At 68.2% G+C, this 23159-nt stretch carries 24 protein-coding genes; 14 read left to right on the top strand and 10 right to left on the bottom strand.

The window, feature by feature from the left end:
• Positions 1 to 133: 133 nt before the first annotated feature.
• Positions 134 to 955, bottom strand: a complete 822-nt coding sequence (locus ACSVC7_RS28495; protein ID WP_448207981.1) for a DNA-binding transcriptional regulator — start codon at positions 953 to 955, stop codon at positions 134 to 136.
• Positions 956 to 1234: 279 nt separating this feature from the next.
• Here ACSVC7_RS28495 and ACSVC7_RS28500 point away from each other — a divergent pair, with 279 nt between their 5' ends.
• From ACSVC7_RS28500 to ACSVC7_RS28560, 13 genes are all read left to right on the top strand, one after another.
• Positions 1235 to 2173: a 3-carboxyethylcatechol 2,3-dioxygenase gene (locus tag ACSVC7_RS28500; RefSeq protein WP_448207982.1), complete on the top strand. Its 939-nt coding sequence runs from the start codon at positions 1235 to 1237 to the stop codon at positions 2171 to 2173.
• 38 nt (positions 2174 to 2211) lie between these two features.
• Complete coding sequence (locus ACSVC7_RS28505; RefSeq protein ID WP_448207983.1) at positions 2212 to 3411, top strand: acyl-CoA dehydrogenase family protein; 1200 nt, start codon at positions 2212 to 2214, stop codon at positions 3409 to 3411.
• A 10-nt stretch (positions 3412 to 3421) separates the two neighbouring features.
• A complete protein-coding gene (locus tag ACSVC7_RS28510) occupies positions 3422 to 4030 on the top strand; it encodes a flavin reductase family protein (protein WP_448207984.1) in 609 nt (202 codons plus the stop codon).
• A 39-nt stretch (positions 4031 to 4069) separates the two neighbouring features.
• Complete coding sequence (locus ACSVC7_RS28515; RefSeq protein ID WP_448207985.1) at positions 4070 to 5227, top strand: ABC transporter substrate-binding protein; 1158 nt, start codon at positions 4070 to 4072, stop codon at positions 5225 to 5227.
• Positions 5209 to 6024, top strand: coding sequence for a 2-keto-4-pentenoate hydratase (gene mhpD, locus ACSVC7_RS28520; RefSeq protein WP_448207986.1), 816 nt, complete (start codon positions 5209 to 5211; stop codon positions 6022 to 6024). Before ACSVC7_RS28515 ends, mhpD begins: the two co-directional genes overlap by 19 nt.
• Before the next feature lie 20 nt (positions 6025 to 6044).
• Positions 6045 to 6959, top strand: coding sequence for an acetaldehyde dehydrogenase (acetylating) (locus ACSVC7_RS28525; protein ID WP_448207987.1), 915 nt, complete (start codon positions 6045 to 6047; stop codon positions 6957 to 6959).
• Between the two features lie 11 nt (positions 6960 to 6970).
• Positions 6971 to 8002: a 4-hydroxy-2-oxovalerate aldolase gene (gene dmpG / locus ACSVC7_RS28530; protein WP_448207988.1), complete on the top strand. Its 1032-nt coding sequence runs from the start codon at positions 6971 to 6973 to the stop codon at positions 8000 to 8002.
• 137 nt (positions 8003 to 8139) lie between these two features.
• Entirely contained in the window at positions 8140 to 9186 is a 1047-nt protein-coding gene (locus tag ACSVC7_RS28535) for a branched-chain amino acid ABC transporter permease (protein ID WP_448207989.1), read from the top strand.
• Positions 9183 to 11012, top strand: a complete 1830-nt coding sequence (locus tag ACSVC7_RS28540; RefSeq protein ID WP_448207990.1) for a branched-chain amino acid ABC transporter ATP-binding protein/permease — start codon at positions 9183 to 9185, stop codon at positions 11010 to 11012. Before ACSVC7_RS28535 ends, ACSVC7_RS28540 begins: the two co-directional genes overlap by 4 nt.
• A 3-nt stretch (positions 11013 to 11015) precedes the next feature.
• Positions 11016 to 11765: an ABC transporter ATP-binding protein gene (locus ACSVC7_RS28545; protein WP_448207991.1), complete on the top strand. Its 750-nt coding sequence runs from the start codon at positions 11016 to 11018 to the stop codon at positions 11763 to 11765.
• Positions 11766 to 11784: 19 nt separating this feature from the next.
• Positions 11785 to 12375 carry a hemerythrin domain-containing protein gene (locus tag ACSVC7_RS28550; protein WP_448207992.1) on the top strand — a complete coding sequence of 197 codons (591 nt, stop codon included), beginning with the start codon at positions 11785 to 11787 and terminating at the stop codon, positions 12373 to 12375.
• A 33-nt stretch (positions 12376 to 12408) separates the two neighbouring features.
• Entirely contained in the window at positions 12409 to 13278 is an 870-nt protein-coding gene (locus ACSVC7_RS28555; protein WP_448207993.1) for an alpha/beta fold hydrolase, read from the top strand.
• A 52-nt stretch (positions 13279 to 13330) separates the two neighbouring features.
• Positions 13331 to 14173, top strand: a complete 843-nt coding sequence (locus tag ACSVC7_RS28560; protein ID WP_448207994.1) for a bifunctional riboflavin kinase/FAD synthetase — start codon at positions 13331 to 13333, stop codon at positions 14171 to 14173.
• A 45-nt stretch (positions 14174 to 14218) separates the two neighbouring features.
• Here the strand turns inward: ACSVC7_RS28560 and ACSVC7_RS28565 are convergent, their stop codons facing one another.
• The 9 genes from ACSVC7_RS28565 to hcaE form a co-directional block, all read right to left on the bottom strand.
• The gene (locus ACSVC7_RS28565) at positions 14219 to 15889 is read right to left on the bottom strand and encodes a cation acetate symporter (RefSeq protein ID WP_448207995.1); all 1671 of its coding nucleotides are present in this window, start codon (positions 15887 to 15889) and stop codon (positions 14219 to 14221) included.
• Positions 15889 to 16197, bottom strand: a complete 309-nt coding sequence (locus ACSVC7_RS28570; protein ID WP_448207996.1) for a DUF485 domain-containing protein — start codon at positions 16195 to 16197, stop codon at positions 15889 to 15891. Before ACSVC7_RS28570 ends, ACSVC7_RS28565 begins: the two co-directional genes overlap by 1 nt.
• A gap of 51 nt (positions 16198 to 16248) precedes the next feature.
• Positions 16249 to 16587, bottom strand: a complete 339-nt coding sequence (locus ACSVC7_RS28575; RefSeq protein ID WP_448207997.1) for a hypothetical protein — start codon at positions 16585 to 16587, stop codon at positions 16249 to 16251.
• Between the two features lie 129 nt (positions 16588 to 16716).
• Positions 16717 to 17970, bottom strand: a complete 1254-nt coding sequence (gene hcaD, locus ACSVC7_RS28580; RefSeq protein WP_448207998.1) for a 3-phenylpropionate/cinnamic acid dioxygenase ferredoxin--NAD(+) reductase subunit — start codon at positions 17968 to 17970, stop codon at positions 16717 to 16719.
• Complete coding sequence (locus ACSVC7_RS28585) at positions 17967 to 18917, bottom strand: 3-carboxyethylcatechol 2,3-dioxygenase (protein ID WP_448207999.1); 951 nt, start codon at positions 18915 to 18917, stop codon at positions 17967 to 17969. The genes hcaD and ACSVC7_RS28585 overlap by 4 nt, the downstream gene beginning before the upstream one ends.
• Positions 18918 to 18965: 48 nt before the next feature.
• Positions 18966 to 19793 (bottom strand): 3-phenylpropionate-dihydrodiol/cinnamic acid-dihydrodiol dehydrogenase, encoded by an 828-nt coding sequence (hcaB, locus tag ACSVC7_RS28590; protein ID WP_448208000.1) that lies wholly within the window; start codon positions 19791 to 19793, stop codon positions 18966 to 18968.
• The gene (gene hcaC / locus ACSVC7_RS28595; protein ID WP_448208001.1) at positions 19790 to 20119 is read right to left on the bottom strand and encodes a 3-phenylpropionate/cinnamic acid dioxygenase ferredoxin subunit; all 330 of its coding nucleotides are present in this window, start codon (positions 20117 to 20119) and stop codon (positions 19790 to 19792) included. Before hcaC ends, hcaB begins: the two co-directional genes overlap by 4 nt.
• Before the next feature lie 2 nt (positions 20120 to 20121).
• Positions 20122 to 20679 carry a 3-phenylpropionate/cinnamic acid dioxygenase subunit beta gene (gene hcaF / locus ACSVC7_RS28600; protein ID WP_448208002.1) on the bottom strand — a complete coding sequence of 186 codons (558 nt, stop codon included), beginning with the start codon at positions 20677 to 20679 and terminating at the stop codon, positions 20122 to 20124.
• Complete coding sequence (gene hcaE / locus ACSVC7_RS28605; RefSeq protein WP_448208003.1) at positions 20672 to 22042, bottom strand: 3-phenylpropionate/cinnamic acid dioxygenase subunit alpha; 1371 nt, start codon at positions 22040 to 22042, stop codon at positions 20672 to 20674. Before hcaE ends, hcaF begins: the two co-directional genes overlap by 8 nt.
• A gap of 130 nt (positions 22043 to 22172) precedes the next feature.
• Here hcaE and ACSVC7_RS28610 point away from each other — a divergent pair, with 130 nt between their 5' ends.
• Complete coding sequence (locus ACSVC7_RS28610; RefSeq protein WP_448208004.1) at positions 22173 to 23060, top strand: LysR substrate-binding domain-containing protein; 888 nt, start codon at positions 22173 to 22175, stop codon at positions 23058 to 23060.
• Positions 23061 to 23159 lie beyond the last annotated feature (99 nt).

Consider the following 23159-nt stretch of genomic DNA (forward strand, 5'->3'; position numbering starts at 1 on the left):
AATCTCTTCGGCGCCCCACTCCCCGCCGTCCGCATGGCCTGCGCCGAAGATCGCTGTGCCACCATTGCAACCGTCAAGAACGGCTTTCTTTGAATGGCCCTGCGACAAGAGCCACCCAAACTTGCGCATTGCGTTAGTTCGGGACGACAATCGGGGTTCCGGAATTCTTGTCCAGCGCGGTTTCAATTTTTTCGATGGCGGCTTGCAGGGCCGGGAGATAGCGCGCGGCAGCCTCGGGGACGCTCATCGCCTTTCTGAGAAACACAATGTTGATGGTTGCCAAGATGCTTCCACGGTGGTGGATCGGCAGGGCGAGGGCTGAAACCTTTCTTTCCTGCTCCCATTCCCCATCGTTGCTCGCATAGCCTTGCTGGCGCACTTTTGCCAACACCCGTTCAACAGCGGCCCGATTGCGGGCAAGCCCTGCGGGGCCGTCTCCGTCGGCGACCAGCAGGCGCAAAATCTGCTGCCTTTGTTCCTCGCCACAGTAAGCCAGATAAGCCCGGCCGGAGGCGGTGGTCAGCATGGGCAGGCGCTGCCGGATCATCGCCCGGTGGAAGGACAGGGGGCTGAACCGGTGCGTGGTCTCGCGCACCAGCATGCTGTCGCCGTCGATGGTGCAGAGATCGGATGGCCAGACCAGTTTCTGCATCAGTTCGCCCAGCACCGGGGCGGCGAGTTCCGAGATCCATTCGTCGTCCGTGAATCCGTCGCTGAGCTGGCGGACCTTGAGGGTCAGGAAATAGCTGTCGTCGGACGGGCTGCGGCGGACGTATCCCTCGGTTTCCAGCGTCTCCAGCAGGCGGCGCACGGTGGTGCGGTGCAGCCCCGTCGCCGCGCTCAGCTCCGCAATTGCGGCGCAGCCATTCGCCGAACGGTTGATCGCGTGCAGGATGGCCAGCCCGCGGCTCAACCCCTGGACATGCCGATAACTCCCGCCCCGGTCCGCGACCATCCCCGCCTCCTGGAAAATCCCGTTCGGATTCAATGATGTGCACAATGTGCACCTACGGGAGAATAAGATTCTTCTCGCCGCTCCCGTTTTCTACAATGCGTCCACCACACAAAAAACAAAACCTGGGATGGGAACGCCAAAATGATCGAAGTAATTCCACGAAAAACACGATTACTGCGCGAGTAGACAGCCCCTCCATCCGCAGTCCGTTATGGGAATATTTTCTATGCCCCCGGTCAGGGCGCATGGGACGGTTTTACCTAATTTCTGGGGGCATCCATGACCATCATGCTGAAATGCCTGTCGCACACGCCGTTGCGCGGGCTGAACGATCCGGGCGACGATGTGGTGCGGGAGGTCGACGCGGTTCTTGCGCAGTCCCGCGCGGAGGTCGAGGCCTTCGATCCCGAACTGATCGTGATTTTCGCGCCCGATCATTACAACGGTCTTTTCTACGACCTGATGCCGCCGTTCGTCATCGCGACCGCGGCCGACTCCGTCGCCGACTACCAGACGTTGCCGGGGGCGGTGTCGGTGCCGAAGGACATCGCACTCGATCTGGCGCGCTTCATCCTCGACAGCGACGTGGACATCGCGCTGTCGCACCGGCTTCAGGTCGATCACGGCTGCACCCAGACGCTGGAGGAGCTGACCGGCAGCCTGACGCGCTACCCCGCGATCCCGATCATCATCAACTCGGTCGCCCCGCCCTTCGGGCCGTACCGGCGCATCCGCAAGCTGGGGGAGGCGGTCGGCCGCTTCATCGCCTCCCTGGACAAGCGGGTGCTGGTGCTCGGCACCGGCGGCCTGTCGCACGAACCGCCGGTGCCGCTGCTGGCCGGCGCGCCGGACGAGATCGCCAATTTCCTGATCGCCGGCCGCAACCCGACGCCGGAGGCGCGCGCCGCCCGGCAGGCGCGCACCATCGCCGCCGGCAAGGTCTACCAGACGCCGGAATGCGCGCTGACGCCGCTGAACCCGGACTGGGACCTGGGCTTCATCGACACGCTGGTCGAAGGCCGGCTGGACGAGGCCGACCGCTTCGACATCGCCGAGATCTCCCGCGTCGCCGGGCGTTCGACCCACGAGATCCGCACCTGGGTGGCGGCCTTCTCCGCACTCGCCGCCGCCGGCCCCTACACGGCGCGCAAGGACTATTACCGGCCGATCCCCGAATGGATCGCCGGCTACGGCGTCGTCAGCGCCCAAGCGGCCTGACACCCCGAACCCAATTCCCCTTTTCAAGGAACCCCATCATGGACAGCATCACGCTCGCCCACCCCAGCGAAAGCGAACTGGTCGGCCGCGCCCGCGACATGATCCCCTGGCTGCGCGAACGCGCCGACGCCTGCGAACGGCAGCGGATGGTCCCGCGCGAGACGATCCAGGCCTTTCACGACGCCGGCTTCTTCCGCATCCTCCAGCCCAAGCGCTGGGGCGGTTATGAAATGCACCCCAACGTCCTGAACAAGGTGCTGATGGAGCTGGCGCGCGGCTGCCCGTCCAGCGCCTGGAACGTGATGGTGCTGGGCGTCCACCCGTTCGAGGTGGGGCTGCTCGACCCGCGCTGCGGCGACGAGCTGTGGGGCGACGACAACACCCGCCTCGTCTCCTCGTCCTACGCGCCGTTCGGCACGGTGAAGGCGGTCGACGGCGGCTATGTGCTGAACGGCGACTGGCTGACCTCCAGCGGCTGCGACCACGCCGCGGGCGGCGCCTTCGTCGGCGCGCGCCTGTTCACCGACGATGGCAAGCTGATCGACTACAAGGCCTTCTGGATCGAGGCCAAGGACTTCGAAATCATCGACGACTGGCAGGTCGTGGGCCTTGCCGGCACGGGCAGCAAGAAGCTGCGGATCAAGGAGGTCTTCATCCCGGCCTACCGCACCCACAGCATCATCAACTACGACGAATCCAGCCACGGCCATCTGAGCGCGCTCTACAAGATGCCGTTCCTCTACGTGTTCTACGCGGCGGTGTCGTCGGTGATCATCGGCATGGCGCGCGGCATGCAGGATCTCTACGTCGAGCACATGAAGCCGCGCCAGAACATCTCCCAGGCGGTGGGTGCGGCGACGCAGAACCCCTTCGTGAAGGGCAAGCTGGGCGAGGCGCAGGCCAAGATCACCGCCGCCACGGCCCGCGTGCTGCTGAACACGGACGAGGCGTGGAGCTACACGTCGCGCGGCGAACTGGTGCCGCTGGACGACCGCATCCGCCATTTCGCCACCAACATGTTCACCGGCGGCGAATGCTTCGAAGCCGCGCACATGATCTTCAAGAAGACGGCCACGCGCGGCATCTGGCTGAACAGCCCGATCCAGCGGCAAATGCGCGACATCCTGGTCGGCGCCAACCACATCACGCAGAACCAGGACGACATCGGCGATCTGCTGGGCGGCCACCTGCTGGGCAACCCGCTGCCCGCCGGCAACCAGTTCGGCGTCCGGGTCTGAGGGCGCGGCCATGAGCGAAACCCTGACCCGCGACACCCTGACCTGCGACACCCTGGCCCGCGACACTCTGCCGGCCGACATCAACCAGCGGCTGGACTGGACCCCGAACGCCCGACTGTCGGCCCTGCCGACGGTGACCTCCAACGACCACAAGTACGGCATGCGCCACTTCGCCGTCGGCGTCTCGGTCATCTCGACCGCCGACGGGGACAGCCGCTTCGGCCTGACGGCGACGGCGGTCTGTTCGGTCACCGCCGACCCGCCGCGGCTGGTGGTCTTCGTCAACAAGAACGTCGCCGCCGCCGATGCCGTCCTGAACAGCGGCGCGCTCTGCGTGAACGTGCTGGCCGGGGAGCAGGAGGAGGTCGCGAAGGCCTTCGCCGGCATGATCGAAGGCGTCCACGGCGATGCCCGCTTTGGCTATGGGCAGTGGACGGCGCTGACCACCGGCGCCCCGGCGCTTGACGGCTCGCTCGCCAACTTCGACTGCCGCGTCGTGAAGGTCTTCGACGAAAGCACCCACCACGCCTTCCTGTGCGAGGTGCTGGCGACCCGCGAACGCAACGACGGCCAGGCGCTGATCTACCTGAACGGCCGCTTCCACCGGCTCGATCAGTAAGGCGCCCAAAACAACCAAAACGAGGAGAGGAAACGTACCATGAGGGCTCCCCACCGCGTCGCCGCCGCGTTCTCCGGCCTTGCCGCGTCCCTTCTTTTCGCCGCGCTGCCGGCCCCGGCGTCGGCCGATGTGAATGTCGGCGTTGTCGCCTCCCTGACCGGGCCGGCGGCCGCGTTGGGAGCCGAGACCCGCAAGGCCGTTGCCCTGTTCCCGTCCACGGTCGGCGGCGAGAAGGTGAACTTCATCCTGCTGGACGACGCCACCGACCCGACCGGCGCCGTCAAGAACGTGCGCAAGCTGATCAGCGAAGACAAGGTCGACGCGATCCTGGGCCCCAACCTGATCACCACGGCCACCGCGATGGCGGACGTCGCGAACGCCGAAGGGGTGCCGATGGTGTCGGTCGCCCCCCTGGACGTGGCGGGGGAGAAGCGCAGCCACGTCTTCCGGTCCGAGCCCAGCGCCGACCTGATGGTTCAGCGCGTCGTCGCGGACATGGTGGAAAACGGCGTGAAGACGGTCGGCTTCATCGGCTTTTCCGACTCCTGGGGCGAACTGCTGCTGAAGGCCCTGACCAAGGGCACCGAGGGGCAGATCAAGATCGTCGCGACCGAACGCTACGGCCGCGCCGACCCCAGCGTGCAGGCGCAGGCGCTGAAGATCGTGGCGGCGAAGCCCGACGCCGTCTTCGTCGGCGCCTCCGGCACGCCGGCCGCCATGCCGCAGATCACCCTGCGGGAGCGCGGCTACAAGGGCCGCATCTACCAGTCGCACGGCGTGACCAGCAAGGAGTTCCTGCGCGTCGGCGGCAAGGCGGTGGAGGGCGCCGTCCTTCCGGTCGGCCCGGTGCTGGTCGCCGAACAGTTGCCCGACAGCCACCCGACCAAGCCGGTCAGCGTCGCCTTCGTGAAGGAGTTCGAGGCGAAGAACGGTCCCGAAAGCCGGTCCACCTTCGCCGGCGCCTCCTGGGATGCGTGGCTTCTGCTGAAGGGCGGCCTCGAACGCGCGCTGGAGGCCAAGGCCAAGCCGGGCACGCCGGAATTCCGCACCGCCGTCCGCGACGGCATCGAGCGCACCTCCAAGATGGTCGGCACCAACGGCGTCTACACGCTCGGCTCCGGCGACCATGCCGGCTACGACGCGGGCGCCATCGTGCTCGTCACCATCAAGGACAACCAATGGAAGCTGCTGAAGTGACGGACACCCTGACCATGCTCGACAGCACCGCCGCCGCCGCCCTGCTGAAGGCCGCCGCGCAGACCCGAAACCCCATCGACCCCCTGCGCGACCGGCTGGCGCAGGCCGACCAGGACGGCGCCTACGCCGTGCAGGAGGCCAACACCAGGGCGTGGCTGGCCGAGGGCCGGCGTCTGGTGGGCCGCAAGATCGGCCTGACCTCGCTCGCCGTGCAGAAGCAGCTCGGCGTCGACCAGCCCGATTTCGGCATGCTGTTCGCCGACATGGCGGTCGGCGACGGCGAGCCGGTTGCCGCCGGCCGCCTGATCCAGCCGAAGGTGGAGGCGGAAATCGCCCTGGTCGTCGGCAAGGACCTGACGCGGGAGCGCCACACCTACGCCGACATCATCGGCGCCACCGAATACGCGCTGCCGGCCATCGAGATCGTCGACAGCCGCATCGCCGGCTGGAACATCCGCTTCGTCGACACGGTGGCGGACAACGCCAGCAGCGGCCTTTTCGTGCTGGGTGGCCGCCCGCGCCGGCTGGGCGACTTCGACATCGCCGCCTGCGCCATGGAGATGCGGCGCGGCGACGAGGTGGTCTCGCAGGGCAGCGGGCGGGCCTGCCTCGGCAATCCGCTGACCGCCGCGGTCTGGCTGGCCGACGTGATGGTCCGCTGCGGCCGTCCCCTGCTGGCGGGCGACATCGTCCTGACCGGGGCGCTGGGGCCGATGGTGGCGGTGCGGCCGAATGAGGGCGACCGCTTCGAGGCGGCTATCGACGGGCTGGGCAGCGTCACCGCCCTCTTCGCCTGAGCCAGGGAGATCGTGAGACCATGACCGAAAAGATCAAGTGCGCCCTGATCGGCCCCGGCAACATCGGGACCGACCTGCTGGCGAAGCTGAAGCGAAGTCCGGTTCTGGAGCCGGTCTGGATGGTCGGCATCGATCCGGCGTCGGAGGGCCTCGCCAAGGCCCGCGAACTGGGGCTGAAGACCACGGCGGAGGGCGTGGACGGGCTGCTGCCGCATGTGAAGGCGGACGGCGTGCGGATCGCCTTCGACGCCACCTCCGCCTACGTGCACGCGGAGAACAGCCGGAAGCTGAACGCGCTGGGCGTCCTGATGATCGACCTGACGCCGGCGGCCATCGGCCCCTATTGCGTGCCGCCGGTGAACCTGAAGGAGCATCTGGGCCGCCGCGCGATGAACGTGAACATGGTGACTTGCGGCGGTCAGGCGACCATCCCGATGATCGCGGCGGTCTCGCGCGTGCAGAAGGTCGCCTATGGCGAGATCGTCGCCGCCATCAGCTCGCGCAGCGCCGGTCCGGGCACCCGCAAGAACATCGACGAGTTCACCCGCACCACCTCCGGCGCCATCGAGAAGGTGGGCGGAGCGGCCAAGGGCAAAGCGATCATCATCATCAACCCGGCCGAGCCGCCGCTGATCATGCGCGACACGGTCCATTGCCTGACCGAGGACACGCCCGACCGGGAGGCCATCACCGCCTCCATCCACGCCATGATCGAGGAGGTGCGAGCCTACGTCCCCGGCTACCGGCTGGTGAACGGCCCGGTCTTCGACGGCAACCGCGTCTCCGTCTTCCTGGAGGTGGAGGGGCTGGGCGACTACCTGCCGAAATACGCAGGCAACCTCGACATCATGACCGCGGCGGCGGCCCGCACCGCGGAAATGTTCGCCGAGGAAATCATAAGCGGCGCGCTCCTCCTTGAGCCGGTCGCGGGGTAGGGGAGGACACCATGGATCTGCGCGGAACCAAGATCACCGTCCACGACATGACGCTGCGGGACGGCATGCACCCCAAGCGGCACCAGATGACGCTGGACCAGATGGTGGACATCGCCACCGGCCTGGACGAGGCTGGCGTGCCGCTGATCGAGGTCACCCACGGCGACGGACTCGGCGGCTCCTCCGTCAACTACGGCTTTCCGGCCCACACGGACGAAGAGTATCTGGGCGCCGTCATCCCGAAGATGAAGCGGGCGAAGGTCTCGGCGCTGCTGCTGCCGGGCATCGGCACCGTCGATCACCTGACGATGGCCCACGGGCTGGGCGTCCACACCATCCGCGTGGCGACCCACTGCACGGAGGCCGACGTCTCCGAACAGCACATCGGCCGGGCCCGCAAGCTGGAGATGGACACCGTCGGCTTCCTGATGATGGCCCACATGGCCAGCCCCGAAAAGCTGGTCGAGCAGGCCCGCCTGATGGAGGGCTACGGCGCCAACTGCGTCTACGTGACGGATTCCGCGGGCTACATGCTGCCGGAGGATGTAAAGGCGCGGATCGGCGCGGTGCGCGACGCGCTGAAGCCGGAGACGGAGGTCGGCTTCCACGGCCACCACAATCTCGCCATGGGGGTCGCCAATTCCATCGCCGCGGTGGAGGCGGGTGCCCGCCGCATCGACGCCGCCGCCGCGGGCCTCGGCGCCGGGGCCGGCAACACGCCGATGGAGGTTCTGGTCGCCGTGTGCGAGCGCATGGGCATCGAAACGGGCGTCGACACCTTCCGCATCGGCGACGTGGCGGAAGACCGCGTGGTGCCGATCATGGACCACGTCATCCGCATCGACCGCGACTCCCTGACCCTGGGCTTCGCCGGCGTCTATTCGTCCTTCCTTCTCTTCGCCAAGCGCGCGGAGAAGAAGTACGGCGTGTCCGCCCGCGAAATCCTGGTCGAACTGGGCCGCCGCGGCATGGTCGGCGGGCAGGAGGACATGATCGAGGACACTGCCATGACCATGGCGCGCCAGCGGGGCCTCGCCGTCTGAGCCAAAGCGAACGGCAGTTCGCTTTGGGTTCACATGGCCTCACTTGCCGGCCGGGCTTCGGACGCATGGGCGTCCGGGCCCGCCGTCGCGGGCCTGAGCGGATCGAAATCCGCTGCGGCGGAACAGGAGTCCCCTTCATGGATGCCACGATCATGGTCCTGCTGGCGCAGGATGGCGTCACGAACGGCGCCATCTACACGCTGCTGGCCCTGGCCCTGGTGATGGTCTTCGCCGTCACCCGGATCATCTTCATTCCCCAGGGCGAATTCCTCGCCTGGGGTGGCCTGACCATGGCTGCGCTGGAGGCCGGGAGCTTTCCCGGCACCGCGTGGCTTCTGCTGGGAATGGGCGCGCTGACCTTTGCCATGGACGCGACCGCCGGCCGGTCGGCGCGCTCCCGCGGCGGCGCGGCGGCGCTGGGCCGGTCCGCCCTGTGGAACCTCGGCTACCCGCTGGTGCTGGCCGGGCTGCTGCGGATTTTGCCGCTCGGCGATCTGCCGGCGGCGGTGAAGGTGCTGCTGACCCTGGCGCTGCTGGTGCCGATGGGACCGATGCTCTACCGCATCGCCTTCCAGCCGGTCGCCGAGGCCTCCGTCCTCATCCTGCTGATCGTGTCGGTGGCGCTCCATCTGCTGTTGATCGGCGTCGGCCTGCTGATCTTCGGCCCGGAAGGGTCGCGCACCGCGCCCTTCAGCGACGCACAGATCGAGGTCGGCGCCATGATGATCGGCGGGCACACGCTGGTGGTGCTGGCGGCCTCCGCGGCGTTGATCGCCAGCATGTACCTGTTCTTCGACCGCACCCTGTACGGCAAGGCGCTGCGCGCCACCGCCGTGAACCGCAACGGCGCGCGGCTGATGGGCATCTCCCCGGCGCTGGCCGGGCGGTTGACCTTCCTGCTGGCGGCCTTCATCGGCGTGCTGTCCGGGCTGCTGTCGGCGCCGCTGACCACCGTCTACTACGACAGCGGCTTCCTCGTCGGGCTGAAGGGCTTCGTCGCGGCCATCATCGGGGGGCTGGGCAGCTACCCGCTGGCGGCGGGCGGCGCGGTCCTGGTCGGGCTGCTGGAGTCCTACTCGTCCTTCTGGGCGAGCGCGCTGAAGGACGTGCTGGTCTTCACGCTGATCATCCCGGTGCTGATGTGGCGCTCCCTGGCCTCCCACCATGTCGAGGAAGACGAATGACGATCCGCATCTCCGCAGATGCTCGGGAGCGCGACTGGCTGAGCGGGCGCTGGGTGCTGGCCGTCTTCCTGGCCGCCGTCGCCGCCGCTCCCCTGGTCCTGCCCGAATTCACCGTCACCCTGCTGAACTATGTCGGTCTGTCGGCGCTGGTGGCGCTGGGGCTGGTGCTGCTGACCGGGGTGGGCGGCCTGACCTCCTTCGGGCAGGCGGCCTTCGTGGGGCTGGGCGCCTACACGACGGCGTGGCTGACCACCGCGGCCGACCTGCCGGGCTGGCTGGCCTTCGCCGGCGGCTCACCCTGGCTGGCGCTCGGCGTCGGGCTGGTCCTGGCGGGCGCCGTTGCGATCGTGCTGGGGTCGGTGACGCTGAGGCTGTCGGGCCATTACCTGCCGCTCGGCACCATGGCCTGGGGCATCAGCCTGTATTTCCTGTTCGGGAACCTCGACTTCATCGGGGGCTATTCCGGCATCTCCAACCTGCCGCCGGTCGAGATCCTCGGCTTCAAGCTGACCGACAACCGGCATTACTATTATCTGGTCTGGGCCTTCCTGCTGGTCGCCCTGTTCACCACCCGCAACCTGCTGGATTCCCGCGAGGGCCGCGCCATCCGCGCGCTGAAGGGCGGCATGGTGATGGCCGAGGCGATGGGGGTGGACACCTCCCGCGCGCGCATGGTGATCTTCGTCATCGCCGCGCTGCACGCCTGTTCCGCCGGCTGGCTCTACGCCCATCTCCAGCGCTTCGTGAACCCGACGCCCTTCGGCCTGAACGTCGGCATCGAATACCTGTTCATGGCCGTGGTCGGCGGTGCCGGGCAGGTGTGGGGCGCGCTGGTCGGGGCCGGAGTCATCACCATCCTGAAGCAGTGGCTCCAGGACCTGCTGCCGAAGCTGCTGGGCAGCGCCGGCAATTTCGAGATCATCGTGTTCGGCGCGATGATGCTGCTGATCCTCCACCACGCGCGCGACGGCCTGTGGCCGCTGCTGGCCCGGCTCGTGCCGGTGCGGGTTCCGCCCAAGGCGATCGACCATGCCGCCGCCCCGCTGCCCCGAAAGACCCAGCCGCCGCACGGCGAGGTCATTCTGGAGGCGAAGGGCGTCACCCGCCGCTTCGGCGGTCTGGTCGCCAACAACAACATGAGCCTGCAGGTCAAGGCCGGCGAGATCCTGGCCCTGATCGGCCCGAACGGCGCGGGCAAGAGCACGATGTTCAACCAGCTTTCGGGCGTGGACACGCCGACGTCGGGCGAGATCCTGTTCCGCGGCGCGTCCATCGCCGGCCACGACACCAACCGCATCGCAGCACTGGGCATGAGCCGCACCTTCCAGCACGTCCGCCTGCTGCCGAAGATGACCGTGCTGGAGAACGTCGCCATCGGCGCGCACATGCGCGGTCGCAAGGGCGTGCTGTCCGCCGCTTGGCGCCTCGACCGCGCCGAGGAGGCCCGGCTGCTGCGCGAGGCTGCCGTCCAACTGGAGCGGGTCGGGCTTCAGGACCTGATGCACGAGGAAGCGGGCAGCCTGGCGCTCGGCCAGCAGCGCATCCTGGAGATCGCCCGCGCGCTGTGCTCCGACCCCTGCCTGCTGCTGCTGGACGAGCCCGCCGCCGGCCTGCGCCTGAAGGAGAAGCAGGCGCTGGCCGACCTGCTGCGCCGCCTGCGCGCGGAGGGCATGGCCGTCCTTCTGGTCGAGCACGACATGGACTTCGTCATGGGGCTGGTCGACCGCGTCGTGGTCATGGAATTCGGCGAGAAGATCGCCGAGGGCCTGCCCGAGGAAGTCCAGCGCGATCCCGCCGTCCTCGAAGCCTATCTGGGAGGGGTCTAGACCATGGCCGCGAACCTGCTTGAGGTGAAGGATCTGTCGGTCGCCTACGGAAAGGTGGAGGCGGTCGGCAAGATCAGCCTGTCTGTGCCCCCCGGCAGCATCGTCACCGTGATCGGCCCCAACGGCGCCGGCAAGACCACCACGCTGTCCGCCATCATGGGCCTGCTGCCCTCGACCGGCCGGATCACCTTCGACGGCGTGGAGGAGCCGGTGCCGGAGGTGGAGCGGATGGTCGTCCGCGGCATGACTCTGGTGCCGGAAAAGCGCGACCTGTTCGGTTCCATGACCATCGAGGACAATCTGCTGCTGGGCGCCTTCCAGCGCCACCGCCAGGGCCTGCGCGACCACCGCGACACCATGGAGGAGGTCTACGCCCTTTTCCCCCGGCTGAAGGAGCGGCGCCGGCAGGCGGCGGGCACCATGTCGGGCGGCGAGCGGCAGATGCTCGCCGTGGGCCGCGCGCTGATGGCGAAGCCGAAGCTGCTGATGCTCGACGAGCCGAGCCTCGGCCTCGCCCCGCTGATCGTGCGGGAGATTTTCCGCATCATCGCCGAACTGCGGCAGCGCGGCGTGTCCATCCTGCTGGTGGAGCAGAACGCCCGCGCCGCGCTCCAGGTCGCCGACTACGCCTACGTGCTGGAAAACGGCGCGGTGAAGATGCACGGCGACGCCCAGGAGCTGGCCAGCGACCCGCGCATCATCGAAAGCTATCTGGGTCTGACCAGCAAGCATCAGGAGATGCTTTCGACATGATGCTTCCAGGAGAATGCCCATGAAAGCCCTTCGCATCATTTCCGACGAGCACCAGTCGCTGGCGGCCATCCTTCACGCGGTGCGCTTCATGCTGAAGGAGATCGCCGCCGGGACGCTGGAACCGGACCTGGATCTCTTCCAGGCCATGGTCCATTACCTGGAGGCTTACGCCGAACAACGCCACCACCCGAAGGAAGAGCGGCTGTTCCGCGCCCTGCGCCGTCGCACGGACGAGGGCGCGGAGGCGCTGGCCACGCTGGCCGCCGAGCACGCCGCCGGGCCGCAGCGGATCGCGGCGCTCAAGCAGGCGCTCGGGACCTTCATCGCCGCCCCTGCCATCGCCGCCCCCGCGCGGGTCGGGGCATTCGCCGAAGCCTTCAACGTCTACGCCGACTTCTACCGCAGCCACATGGTGCTGGAGGAGGACACGGTCCTGCCGCTGGTCCGCCGTCATCTGACGGCGGAGGACTGGGCGGCCATCGACCAGGAGTTTGAGGCGGAAGCGGCGAATGGCACTGGTGAGGACTTTTCGGCCCTGTTCCGGCGGCTGGTCGATTGCGCGCCCGCCCCCATCGGCCACGGCGCCCACCCGTTCGCCGGGCACCCCTGAACGCTCCCTTTTTCAAGAACGAGGACACCCGCAATGACCGGTGAAACGTCACCCCTGACCGAAGCCGCCACCAGCAAGTTCGTCACCATAAAGGAGGCCGGCGCCGACCTGCGCATCCACTACAACGACGCGGGCGAGGGCGCCGAGACCGTGGTCATGCTGCACGGGTCGGGGCCGGGGGCCAGCGGCTGGGCAAACTTCAACCGGAACGTCGACGCCTTCGTCGCGGCGGGCTTCCGCGTGATCCTGATGGACTGCCCGGGCTGGAGCAAGAGCGACCCCGTCGTCTGCACCGGGTCGCGCTCCGAACTGAACGCGCGGGCGCTGAAGGGGCTGCTGGACGCGTTGCGGCTCGACAAGGTGCACATCGTCGGCAACTCGATGGGCGGGCACGGCGCCGTGGCCTTCGCGCTGGCGCACCCGGCGCAGGTCGGCAAGCTGGTGCTGATGGGCGGCGGCACCGGCGGCCCCAGCCTGTTCCAGCCGATGCCGCTGGAAGGGATCAAGCTGCTGCAGGCGGTCTATCGCGAACCGACGATGGACAACCTGAAGAAGATGCTGAATGTCTTCATGTTCGACGCCAGCAAGCTGACCGACGAGCTGATCCAGGCCCGCCTGGACAACATGCTGTCGCGCCGCGACCATCTGGAGAACTTCGTCAAGAGCCTGGCCGCCAACCCCAAGCAGTTCCCGGACGTCAGCCCGCGCCTGGGCGAGATCGCCGCTCCGGCTCTGGTCATCTGGGGCCGCGACGATCGCTTCGTTCCGCTGGACATCGGCCTGCGCCTGCTGTGGGGCATGCAGAACGCGGAGATGCATGTCTTCAACCGCTGCGGCCACTGGGCGCAGTGGGAGCACGCCGACAAGTTCAACCGGATGGTGATCGACTTCTTCAAAGCGTAACCCGCCGTCCGGAATGCCGGGGCGGCGGCACTGCATGAGAGGGGCCTTCAGCATGCAGGTTATCCGCGATCCCGCGTGCATTCCGGACCAGGCCCGCGGATGCGTGGTGGCCATCGGAAACTTCGATGGCATCCACCTGGGGCACCAGAAACTGTTTGCCGAGGCCCGTGCACAGGCGGCGGCTTCCGGTGCGGCCGCCGCCGTGCTCACCTTCAGCCCGCACCCGCGCCGACTGTTCAACCCGACGCTTCCGCCCTTTCTGCTGGCCTCGACGCCGGTCAAGCTGGACCGGATCGCGCGGGAAGGAATGGCGCTCACCGTCATCCAGCGCTTCGACCGGGCTTTCGCCGGACTGTCGGCGGAGGAGTTCGTAACCGGCTTGCTGGTCGGCCGGCTCGCCGTCCGTCACGTCGTGGTCGGCGAAGACTATCGCTTTGGACAAGCGCGGCGGGGCGATGTGGACCTTCTGCGGGCCATGGGTGCCCGGCACGGCTTCGGCATGACCGTGACGTCGCCGCTGCGCGACGCGAGCGGATCCGTCTGTTCCTCCAGCCGCGTGCGCGCCGCCTTGGCGGAGGGGCGCCCCGGTGAGGCGGCGCACCTGCTGGGCCAGCCTTGGGAAGTGAAAGGAAGGGCGGTGCCATGCGCCGATGGTTCGGTGGCGCTGCCGCTCGGCTGGCACCAACGGCCGCGGCCGGGAACCTATGCGGTTCTGGCGGCGGTCGATCGCGGCGGCCATACCCGGTGGGACGCGGCCCACCCTGCAACGGCACGGTTCATCTCGTCCCCGCAGCATGATCGGCAGGCGTTCTTCCTTGCCGGCCAAGGCTCACGGGTCGCAGCCGCCAGCCTGCGGGTGCGCGTGCTGGAACTGCTGGAACCGGCACAGGGCTGAAGCCGGCCGGACCCAATTCCCGATGGGTCCGGCCGAAGGGAAGCGTCAGTGCGCCTGCGCGGCGGAGGCACCGATGCCGGTCTGGGAGCGGACGAACTGGTCCTCGAACACCGCGTCGGCGGCAGCGCGGTCCACGCTGCGGTCCAGCCGCGACACCAGCCAGATCGCGGCGAAGGCCACGGGCATGGAGATCAGCGCCGGCGTGTCCCAGGCGAAGACCGGCTGCGGGAAGCCCAGCACCTTGACCCAGATCCCCGGCCCGAGAACCGTCAGCGCGACGGCGGTGACCAGACCGACCGACCCGCCGACGACCGCGCCCCGCGTGGTCAGGCCGCGCCAGAACATGGACAGGATCAGCACCGGGAAGTTCGCGCTGGCTGCGATGGCGAAGGCGAGACCGACCATGAAGGCGATGTTCTGCTTCTCGAACAGGATGCCCAGCCCCACCGCGACGATGCCCAGCACGATGGTCGCCGTCTTCGACACCCGCATCTCCGCCCGCTCGTCGGCCTCTCCCTTGCGGATCAGGCGGGAGTAGAGGTCGTAGGAGACCGTGGTGGCGCCCGACAGCGTCAGGCCCGACACCACCGCCAGGATGGTGGCGAAGGCCACGGCGGAGATGAAGCCCAGGAACAGGTCGCCGCCGACCGCGTGGGCCAGATGGATGGCCGCCATGTTGCCGCCGCCGCGCAGCCCCACCACCTTGCCGGCGGCGTCGCGGAGCAGGTAGGCGTCGTTGCCGGCGATCATCACGATGGCGCCGAATCCGATGATGAAGGTCAGGATGTAGAAATAGCCGATGAAGCCGGTGGCGATGAAGACCGACTTCCGCGCCGCCTGCTGGTCGGCCACCGTGAAGAAGCGCATCATGATGTGCGGCAGGCCGGCGGTGCCGAACATCAGCGCCATGCCGAGCGAGATGGTCTGCAGCGGGTCCTTGACGAAGTTGCCGGGCATCATGATGCGGTTGCTGCCCTTGATCTCGATGGCGCGGGCGAACAGAGCGTCCAGGCTGAAGCCGAAGGACCACAGCACGCTGACCGCCATGAAGGTGGCGCCGACGAGCAGCAGCATCGCCTTGACGATCTGCACCCAGGTCGTCGCCAGCATGCCGCCGAAGGTGACGTACAGGATCATCAGCACGCCCACCATCAGCACGGCGACGATGTAGTCCAGTCCGAACAGAAGCTGGATCAACTGCCCCGCCCCGACCATCTGGGCAATCAGGTAGAAGGCCACCACGGTCAGCGAGCTGCAGGCGGCGAACAGGCGGATCGGCCGCTCCTTCAGCCGTTGCGACAGCACGTCCACGAAGGAGAAGCGGCCCAGGTTGCGCAGCGGTTCGGCGATCAGGAACAGCACGATGGGCCAGCCGACCAGCACGCCCACCGAATAGATCAGCCCGTCATAGCCGGAGCTGTAGACCAGCGCCACGATGCCCAGGAAGGAGGCGGCGGACATGTAGTCGCCCGCGATGGCGAGGCCGTTCTGGAACCCGGTGATGCCGCCGCCGGCCGTGTAGAAGTCGGACGCCGAGCGCGTGCGCCGCGCCGCCCACCAGGTCAGCAGCAGGGTGGCGACGACGAAGATGAAGAACATCACGATGGCGGTGACGTTGGTCGCCTGCTTGGCCACGGCGCCTTCCAGCGCTCCGGCCGCCAAGGCGGGGGAAGCGCCGCCGGCCAGCGCCGCGAGGGAGAAAAGGATGCGGCGCATCAGCGGGCCTCCTCCTTGATGTCGCGGATCAGCGCGTCGAAGCGGCGGTTCGCCTGGAAGACGTAGACGCCAGTCAGCGTGACCGCGATCAGGATGACGCCCACCCCGGCCGGAAAGCCCAGCGACGTCACCCCGCCTTCCACGACCGGGGCGCCCATCTGCTGCGGCAGCAGTGCCACGGCGAGGATGTAGCCGTAATAGACCACGACCATCGTCGCGGACAGCAGCCAGGCCAGTCCCATCCGCCGGGCGACCAGCGTCCGGTATTTGGGGTTGGCCTGTATTTTCTTTCGCAAGCTTTCGTCCATCGGTGCGTGCCTCCTGACGCTGTTTCTTATGGTTGGAGAAAGGATGAAGTTTCACGAAGCCCGCCGCTTCTCCCATTCGTCATCCCCGCGAAGGCGGGGATCCAGCCCCTTCAACCACTTATGCGCGGAGTTTTCTGGACCCCCGCCTTCGCGGGGGTGACGAGAAGAGGAGGTTTGGACTTCGGGAGAAAAGCTTTCACGGGACAACCGTGCGCCGTTGGGAGGATCATCCACGGCCCGGCCTTCGGCCACCGCCGCCAGCGCCGCCAGATCGGTGGACAGGGCGGACAGATCTTGTCCCAGAAGCCGGATGCGCCGGGCGAACTCGTTCAGGATCGCGGCCTGGGCTGCGGGATTGGGCGCGGCGTGATGAGGCGGAACGGCGGTCATCGGATATCCTCAAGCGGACAGGCAGAAGAACCGGCCGGGCGTTCGTTTGGCGAAGGCCCGGCCGGTCAAGGTCAGGGACGCGCACACGAAACCGCGAGGCCTCCGGTGCGCTATGGTCGTGCGCCGCGGTCAGGCGGCCCGCGCCGGGGCGGCCCGCAAGGGAGTCTTCGGATCGGTCAGGCGGGCGGAATCGGCCGGTGCGCCGGCCTCGATCAGGGCGCGGGCCGGGCGCATGTCGCGGCCGTTGTTGACCGTGACGGCCCCGGTCACCACGCCGCCCGTCACCCCGAACAGCGTGTAGCGTCCGCCCGCCCGGTCGCCGCGCAAAAGCCAGTCGTCGGCCTCGCAGGACCCGGCCACCTGGATGTTGATGCCGTACTGGTCGGTCCAATACCAGGGCACTTCGAAGGTGCAGGGCTCGCCCAGAACCATGGCGCGCGCCACCCCGGCCCCCTGGTTCTGGGCGTTGGCCCAGGTCTCGTACCGGATGTGGGCTTTCAGATGCGGGTGCCACTGCCGGGCCACGTCGCCGGCCGCGAAAACGTCCGGGTGGCTGGTGCGGCCGAATTCGTCGACGACGATCCCGTCCTCCACATGCAGCCCGGCGGACACCGCCAGTTCCACATTCAGCTCCACGCCGACGCCATACACGACCAGATCACCGGTGAATCGGCGACCGTCGGCGCAAGCCAGCGTGATCTCACCGCTCGCCGCCTTGCCGGCTTCGATCAGCTCGCAGCCGAAGGCGAAGGCCACCCCCTGGCGCTCGTGCAACGCCAGCAGGTCGCGAGCCAGCGGCTCGGGGGCGGCACGGGCCATCAGCCGGTCGCCGCGCTCGATCACCGTCACGCTGCCGCCCATTGAAACCATGCTGGCCGCCACCTCCAGCCCGATGACGCCGCCGCCGACCACCAGCACGCGCCGGCCTTGCCAGACATGGCCGCGCAGGGCCTCCGCATCGTCCAGCGTGCGGACAGTGTGCACCCCGGATCCAAGATGGCCGGCGCCGAGATGGTCCAGCAGAGGGTAGGGCCGCGCCCGCGCCCCGGTCGCCAGCAGCAGCCGGTCGTAGCGGACCGTGCCGCCGTCGGACAGTTCCAGCGTGTGCTCCTCCGCGTCCAGCCGCAGCGCCGTGACGCCGAACCGCGTCTCGATGCCGTTCTCGGCGTAGAAGCTTTCCGGATGGATGGTCAGACGGGCCTGTTCCGGCTTGACCAGCACTTCCTTGGACAGGGGCGGCCGTTCATAGGGCAGATGCTGTTCCGCCCCGATGAACAGGATACGGCCGGTGAAGCCGGCGGCGCGCATGGTGGCCGCCGCCACCGCACCCGCCTGCCCGCCGCCGACGATCACGTAAGTCTCTTGCTTCGGCTCCCGGGTCATGCCGCGGCACCCGTGGGAGCGGCGCTGACCATCGCCATGCCGGCGATCCATTCGTCGATCGGGCGGTAATAATGGGTCTTGGCCTGATAGGCGCCGATGGCGTTCATCGCGGCGAAGGCGGCAATCCAGGCGCGGATCTCCTGTCCGCCACGGCCGCCCTTGGCCCAGATCTCCTCGTCGGTCAGCGCGCCCAGCCCTTCCATGTCGGCGGCGGCGAACCGGGCGAGCAGGCCGCGGTCCCAATCGGCGTTCAGCGGCAGGCTGTCGCCCTTCCCCTCGGCCAGCAGGCGGCCGTTCCGCAGCACGTTTTCCTGACGGCGCTGGCGGGCCTCCGGCGTCGGGTTGCGGCCGGCGATCAGAAACTCCTCCACCTCCGGCGGAACCGAGCCCATCTGCGGCGTGGGCGGATCGTGCGACAGACCGCCGGAGCCGATGATCAGCACGCGCTCGCTCAAGCCCCCCAGGAACTTGCCGACCGCCGCACCCAGCGCCACCGCGCGACGGCAAGGGGGCAGGGGCTTGGCGGCGCCGTTGATGAAGATCGGAATGACCGGATAGCGGGCCACGCCGCCGCACAGCAGTTCCAGCGGCTGGGTGAAGCCGTGGTCCGCCTGCATCCGGTAGGAATAGGCGATGTCGATGTCCGCCGCCTGCACCGCCCTGACCAGGGCCAGCGCCGTCTGCTCCGGCACGTTCAGCGGCCCCTCGCCGATGCTCCAGTCACCGGCGCAGGCGGCGCGCAGGCCCACGCAGAAGGGCGGCATCAGGTCGTAGAAGAAGCCGTTGAAATGGTCCGGTGCGAAGACCACGACCAGTTCGGGATCGTAGGCGCGCACCTCCTCGGCCAGCGTGGCGAAGGTGCCGCGCGCCGCGGATTCCACCGCCTCCGGGGGATGGATGAAGTCCATCATGGGGGTGTGCGAGGCGCAAATCAGTTTCACGGGCATGGGTATTCCTCCCGGTCCGGCGCCGTGCGGCGGCGCGGATGCTTTTGTTCAAAGGTCGAGGCCACCCGCCACATGCCGGATGCCACGGACGCCGAGACCGCAGTCGGCGTTGATCAGCACCCCGGTCAGCGTCCGGTTGTCGGCGCGGCAGGCCAGCGTGACGAAGGGGCCGACGAAGTCGGCGGGCGCGGGGAAGAACTGCAGCGGCAGGATGGAGCGGATGGCCTCCGGCGAGCGGGAATCCATGATCCGCAGATCCTGCTGGCCCAGCGCTTCCGGCCCGCGCAGGTCCGACGCCATGCCGCTGGGCGCCACGCCGTTGACCCGCACCTTGGGCGCCAGCTCGTAGGCCAGTTGCCGGATCAGCCCGACCGCCGCGTGCTTGGACGCGGTGTAGAGCGGCCCGCCGCCCGCCGGGTAGAAGGCGGCGTTGGACAGGGTGAAGATCATCGACCCTTGCGTCTTCACCAGTTCGGCCGCCGCCGCCTTGGCGCCCAGCAGGTAGCCCTTGACGTTGACGGCGAACAGCTCGTCGAAGCCACGGGCCAGCGCCTCCCCGTCCGTGGCGATCAGCGAGGCGCCGTGGTCCCACACGGCGGCGTTGCCGACGAACCCGTCGAGCTTGCCGAAGCGGTCCACCACCTCCGCCACCGCGCGGCGGTTGTCGTCCAGGAAACGCACGTCCCCCTGCACCGCCACCAGGTCGGTGCCCGAGCCAGCGCCGAAGTCGGCGCGCAGTTGGGCCACCTTGTCCGGCGACCGTTCCAGCACGCCGACGCGCGCCCCTTCGGCCAGGAACCGTTCGACCACCGCCCGGCCGAGGCCGGAGCCGCCGCCGGTGACGAGGATGGCCTCGCCCGCCAGCCGGCCGCTCATGCCGCAGCCTCTTCGGTGCTGTCGTCCCGGATGAAGAGGTTGCCGTCCTCCACCCAGACGTCGAAGGTGCGCAGGGCCTCCGTCGCCGGCAGGCACTTGGGCCTGCCGGTCTTCAGGCAGAAGCGCGCCGTGTGCAGCGGGCATTCCACCGAGGCGTCGTCCTCCAGATAGCCGTCGGCCATGGAGGCGTTGCCGTGGGTGCAGAGATCCGCCACCGCGTAGAAGGCGCCGTCCAGGTTGAAGACGGCCACCGCCGGGGAACACTCCACCCGGCGGGCTTCGCCGGGTGGGAGGTCGTCGACGGCACAGACAAGAATGCGCGCCATGGTCAGAAGAAGATGCTGATGGAGGGGGCGAGCAGGACGAACTGGTCCAGCTCGATCTGCCGGTCGACGATCTGCCAGCCGGCCCCGCCCTCGACACGCCGCAGCTTGTCGCGCCGGACGCCGAAGAAGTCGTAGTGATCCTCCGGCTTGGCCGCCCGGTGCAGGACGTAGTTGCTGGACACCTCGATCTCGTCGGGGTCTTTCCAGGCGGTGATGCGGATGTTGGTGACGAGGTGCCGGGTGCGGGACGGAGGCTCCTCGGCCCAGGCGTTGCCGGTCTCCAGGCGGGCGACGCGGCGCTCCAGCTGGAACTTGTCCTCGTTGTAGATGAAGGTGGTCGGCGGGGCGATGCCCTTGCGGCGGTCGCGCGTCAGAGCCATCGTGTTGGTCTTCATCACATAGGTGATGTCGTCCGCCAGCAGTTCCAGCCAGTCGCGGAACTTGCCTTCGTCCACCAGGGCCGCTTCGAGGTAGAGGAACTGCTCCACCTCGTGCTGCAGGTCGGCCGGCGCCCAGGTGACGCGGGGGGCGGGCTTCGTCAGAACCGCGGCTTCAGACATGGACGACCTCCTTCTCATAGGCGTTGGTGCGGGCCTGGATCTCGTCCCAGCTCTCGGACGACAGCATGTCGGCCCAGCGCTGGTAGAAGCCGCGCGCCGCCGTTTCGGCGAAGGTGTAATTGGTGATGCCGGGGATGCCGTCGGTGCGGCGCTCCTCGAAGCCAAGGCCCATCTGGATGCAGAAGTCCGACTTCTGGGCGATGTGGCCGCGCAGGACCTTTTGCACCTCGATCCAGTTCTCGGTGTCGTCCTGCTCCAGGAAGCCGGCCGGGCCGAAGGCGCGGGCGTGGCTGCGGATCAGCGCGTCCTTGACCTCCTGCGGGGCGGCCTTGTCGGCGATGCAGAAGACCCACACCTCGATCCGGTCGGGGCCGCGCGGGTGCCAGATGCGCAGGGTCTGCGTGCCGTTCAGCCAGGACAGCGTCGGGAACATCGTGTTGTGCCCGGCCAGCCGCAGGGCGCGCACGCGGCCCAGCCGCCGTTCGGCCTCCGGGAAGGTGTCGCGGAAATAGGCGGACACTTGGCCGTCGACCCAGACGTTGGCGTCGGCTTCCTTGGTGAAGAAGAAGGCGCTGCCGTGGCCGTTGCCGGCATACTGCACGCCGCCCTGGGCGTCGGCCCAGACGGGGCGGGCGGTCTGCCCGCTGCCCAGCGGGGCGTCACGGTCCTCCGGCGTGTTCTCCGGCGCCTTCTGCAACACCTGCACGGCGGAGATGTGGGTGAAGGGGGCGTGGTACTGGTCGCTGGCGAACTGCTCGGCCGCGAATTTCCAGTTGCACTTGACCTCCCACTTGTGGATGCCGCCGACGACCTCTGTCCCGCCCTCGCGGCGGTCGAGGAAGCCGTCCAGGTACCAGGCCATGTCGCCCAGATACTCTTCCAGCGGCGGGGTGGTCTCGTCCCAGCAGCCGAACACCAGCCCCTTGTAGCTGACGACGCGCGGCACGCGCACGGCGCCCCATTTGCTCTTGTCGAGGGAGTTGCGGTAGGCCTGCTCCTCCAGCGGGACCATGGTCAGGCCGCCGTCCAGGCCGAAGGCCCAGCCGTGGTAGGCGCAGGTGAAGGCGCGGGTGTTGCCGCTTTCCGCGTGGCACAGCTTCATGCCGCGGTGGCGGCACTGGTTCAGGAAGGCGACGATGCTGCCGTCCTTCTGGCGCACAACGATGACCGGGTCTTCGCCCATGAAGGTGGTGAAGAAGTCGCCGGCCTTCGGGATCATGCTTTCATGGACCAGGAACAGCCAGCTTCGCGCGAAGATGCGCTCCAGTTCGAGCTGGTAGATGTCCGGGTCGCTGTAGATGGCCGGGGTGATGGTGCCGTTGCGGGCGTTCACCAGGCTCCTGACGTCGATACGGTCGCCCATCGGGCTGTCTCCTCCAGGATTCCGTTTGGTTGCGGTTTTTTCGGGATGCGGGGGAGAGTGTCGCCGGGCCGACCGTCTGTGAAATATTTTGTTGCTTGCTCACAAAGACGTTTCACGTCTAAATGCGGGTATGGAGCTGCGCCACATCCGCTATTTCATCGCCGTCGCTGAGGAGCTGAACTTCACCCGCGCCGCGGAGCGTCTGCGGACCGCCCAGCCGTCGCTGAGCCAGCAAATCCGCGATCTGGAGGAGGAGGTCGGCACTCCGCTTCTGGAACGCACCAAGCGGCGCGTCGCCCTGACCGCCGCCGGCCGCGCCTTCCTGGACGAGGCGCGGCTGGTCATGGCCCAGACCCAGCGCGCGATCATGATGGCCCGCCGCGCCGCCCAGGCCGACCAGAGGAAGCTGACCATCGGCTTCCTGCCCTCGGCGGAGGTGAAGATTTTCCCCTCCGTGCTGTCCAGCATGCGCGCGGAATTTCCCGACGTGCCGGTGGAACTGCGCCACATGACCACCGGCGAACAGCGGGACGCGCTGGCCAACGGCAGCATCGACGTGGGCTTCATGCGCCTGCCGGTGGACGAGGCGATGATGGTCCACGACGTCGTGCTGATGGAAAAGCTGGTCGTGGTGCTGCCGGCGGATCACCCGCTGGCCACGCTCGACCGGGTGCCGCTGACGGCGCTCGCCCGCCACCCCTACCTGCGCGTCGCCCCCAGCCACGCCGGCAACCTGCACGACATCACGGAGGCCTATTGCCGGGCCAAGGGCGTGCAACTGCGGCCCATCCAGGACGTGGAGAATGTCCTGACCCTGCTGACGCTGATCGGCATGGGGTTGGGCTTCGGCCTGCTGCCCGACTATGCCGAGCATCTGGTCTTCAAGAACGTCACCACCCGGTGCCTGGCCGAACCGCCGCCGACGGTCGGGCTGGCGATGGTCCGCCGTGCCGACCGCGATTTTCCGGCGCTGGCCGCTTTTGTCGAGCTGGTGCTCCAGGCCACCGAACCGGTTTGAGACGTTCAACGTCTGAATAAGCAAAGGATTATGTATTGGCGCGCGGCCGCCGCCCGTCTCCATCCTGGCGCCCCATTCAAAAGCGCCCAGGGGAGGAAG

The organism is Azospirillum mesophilum, assembly GCF_053470405.2.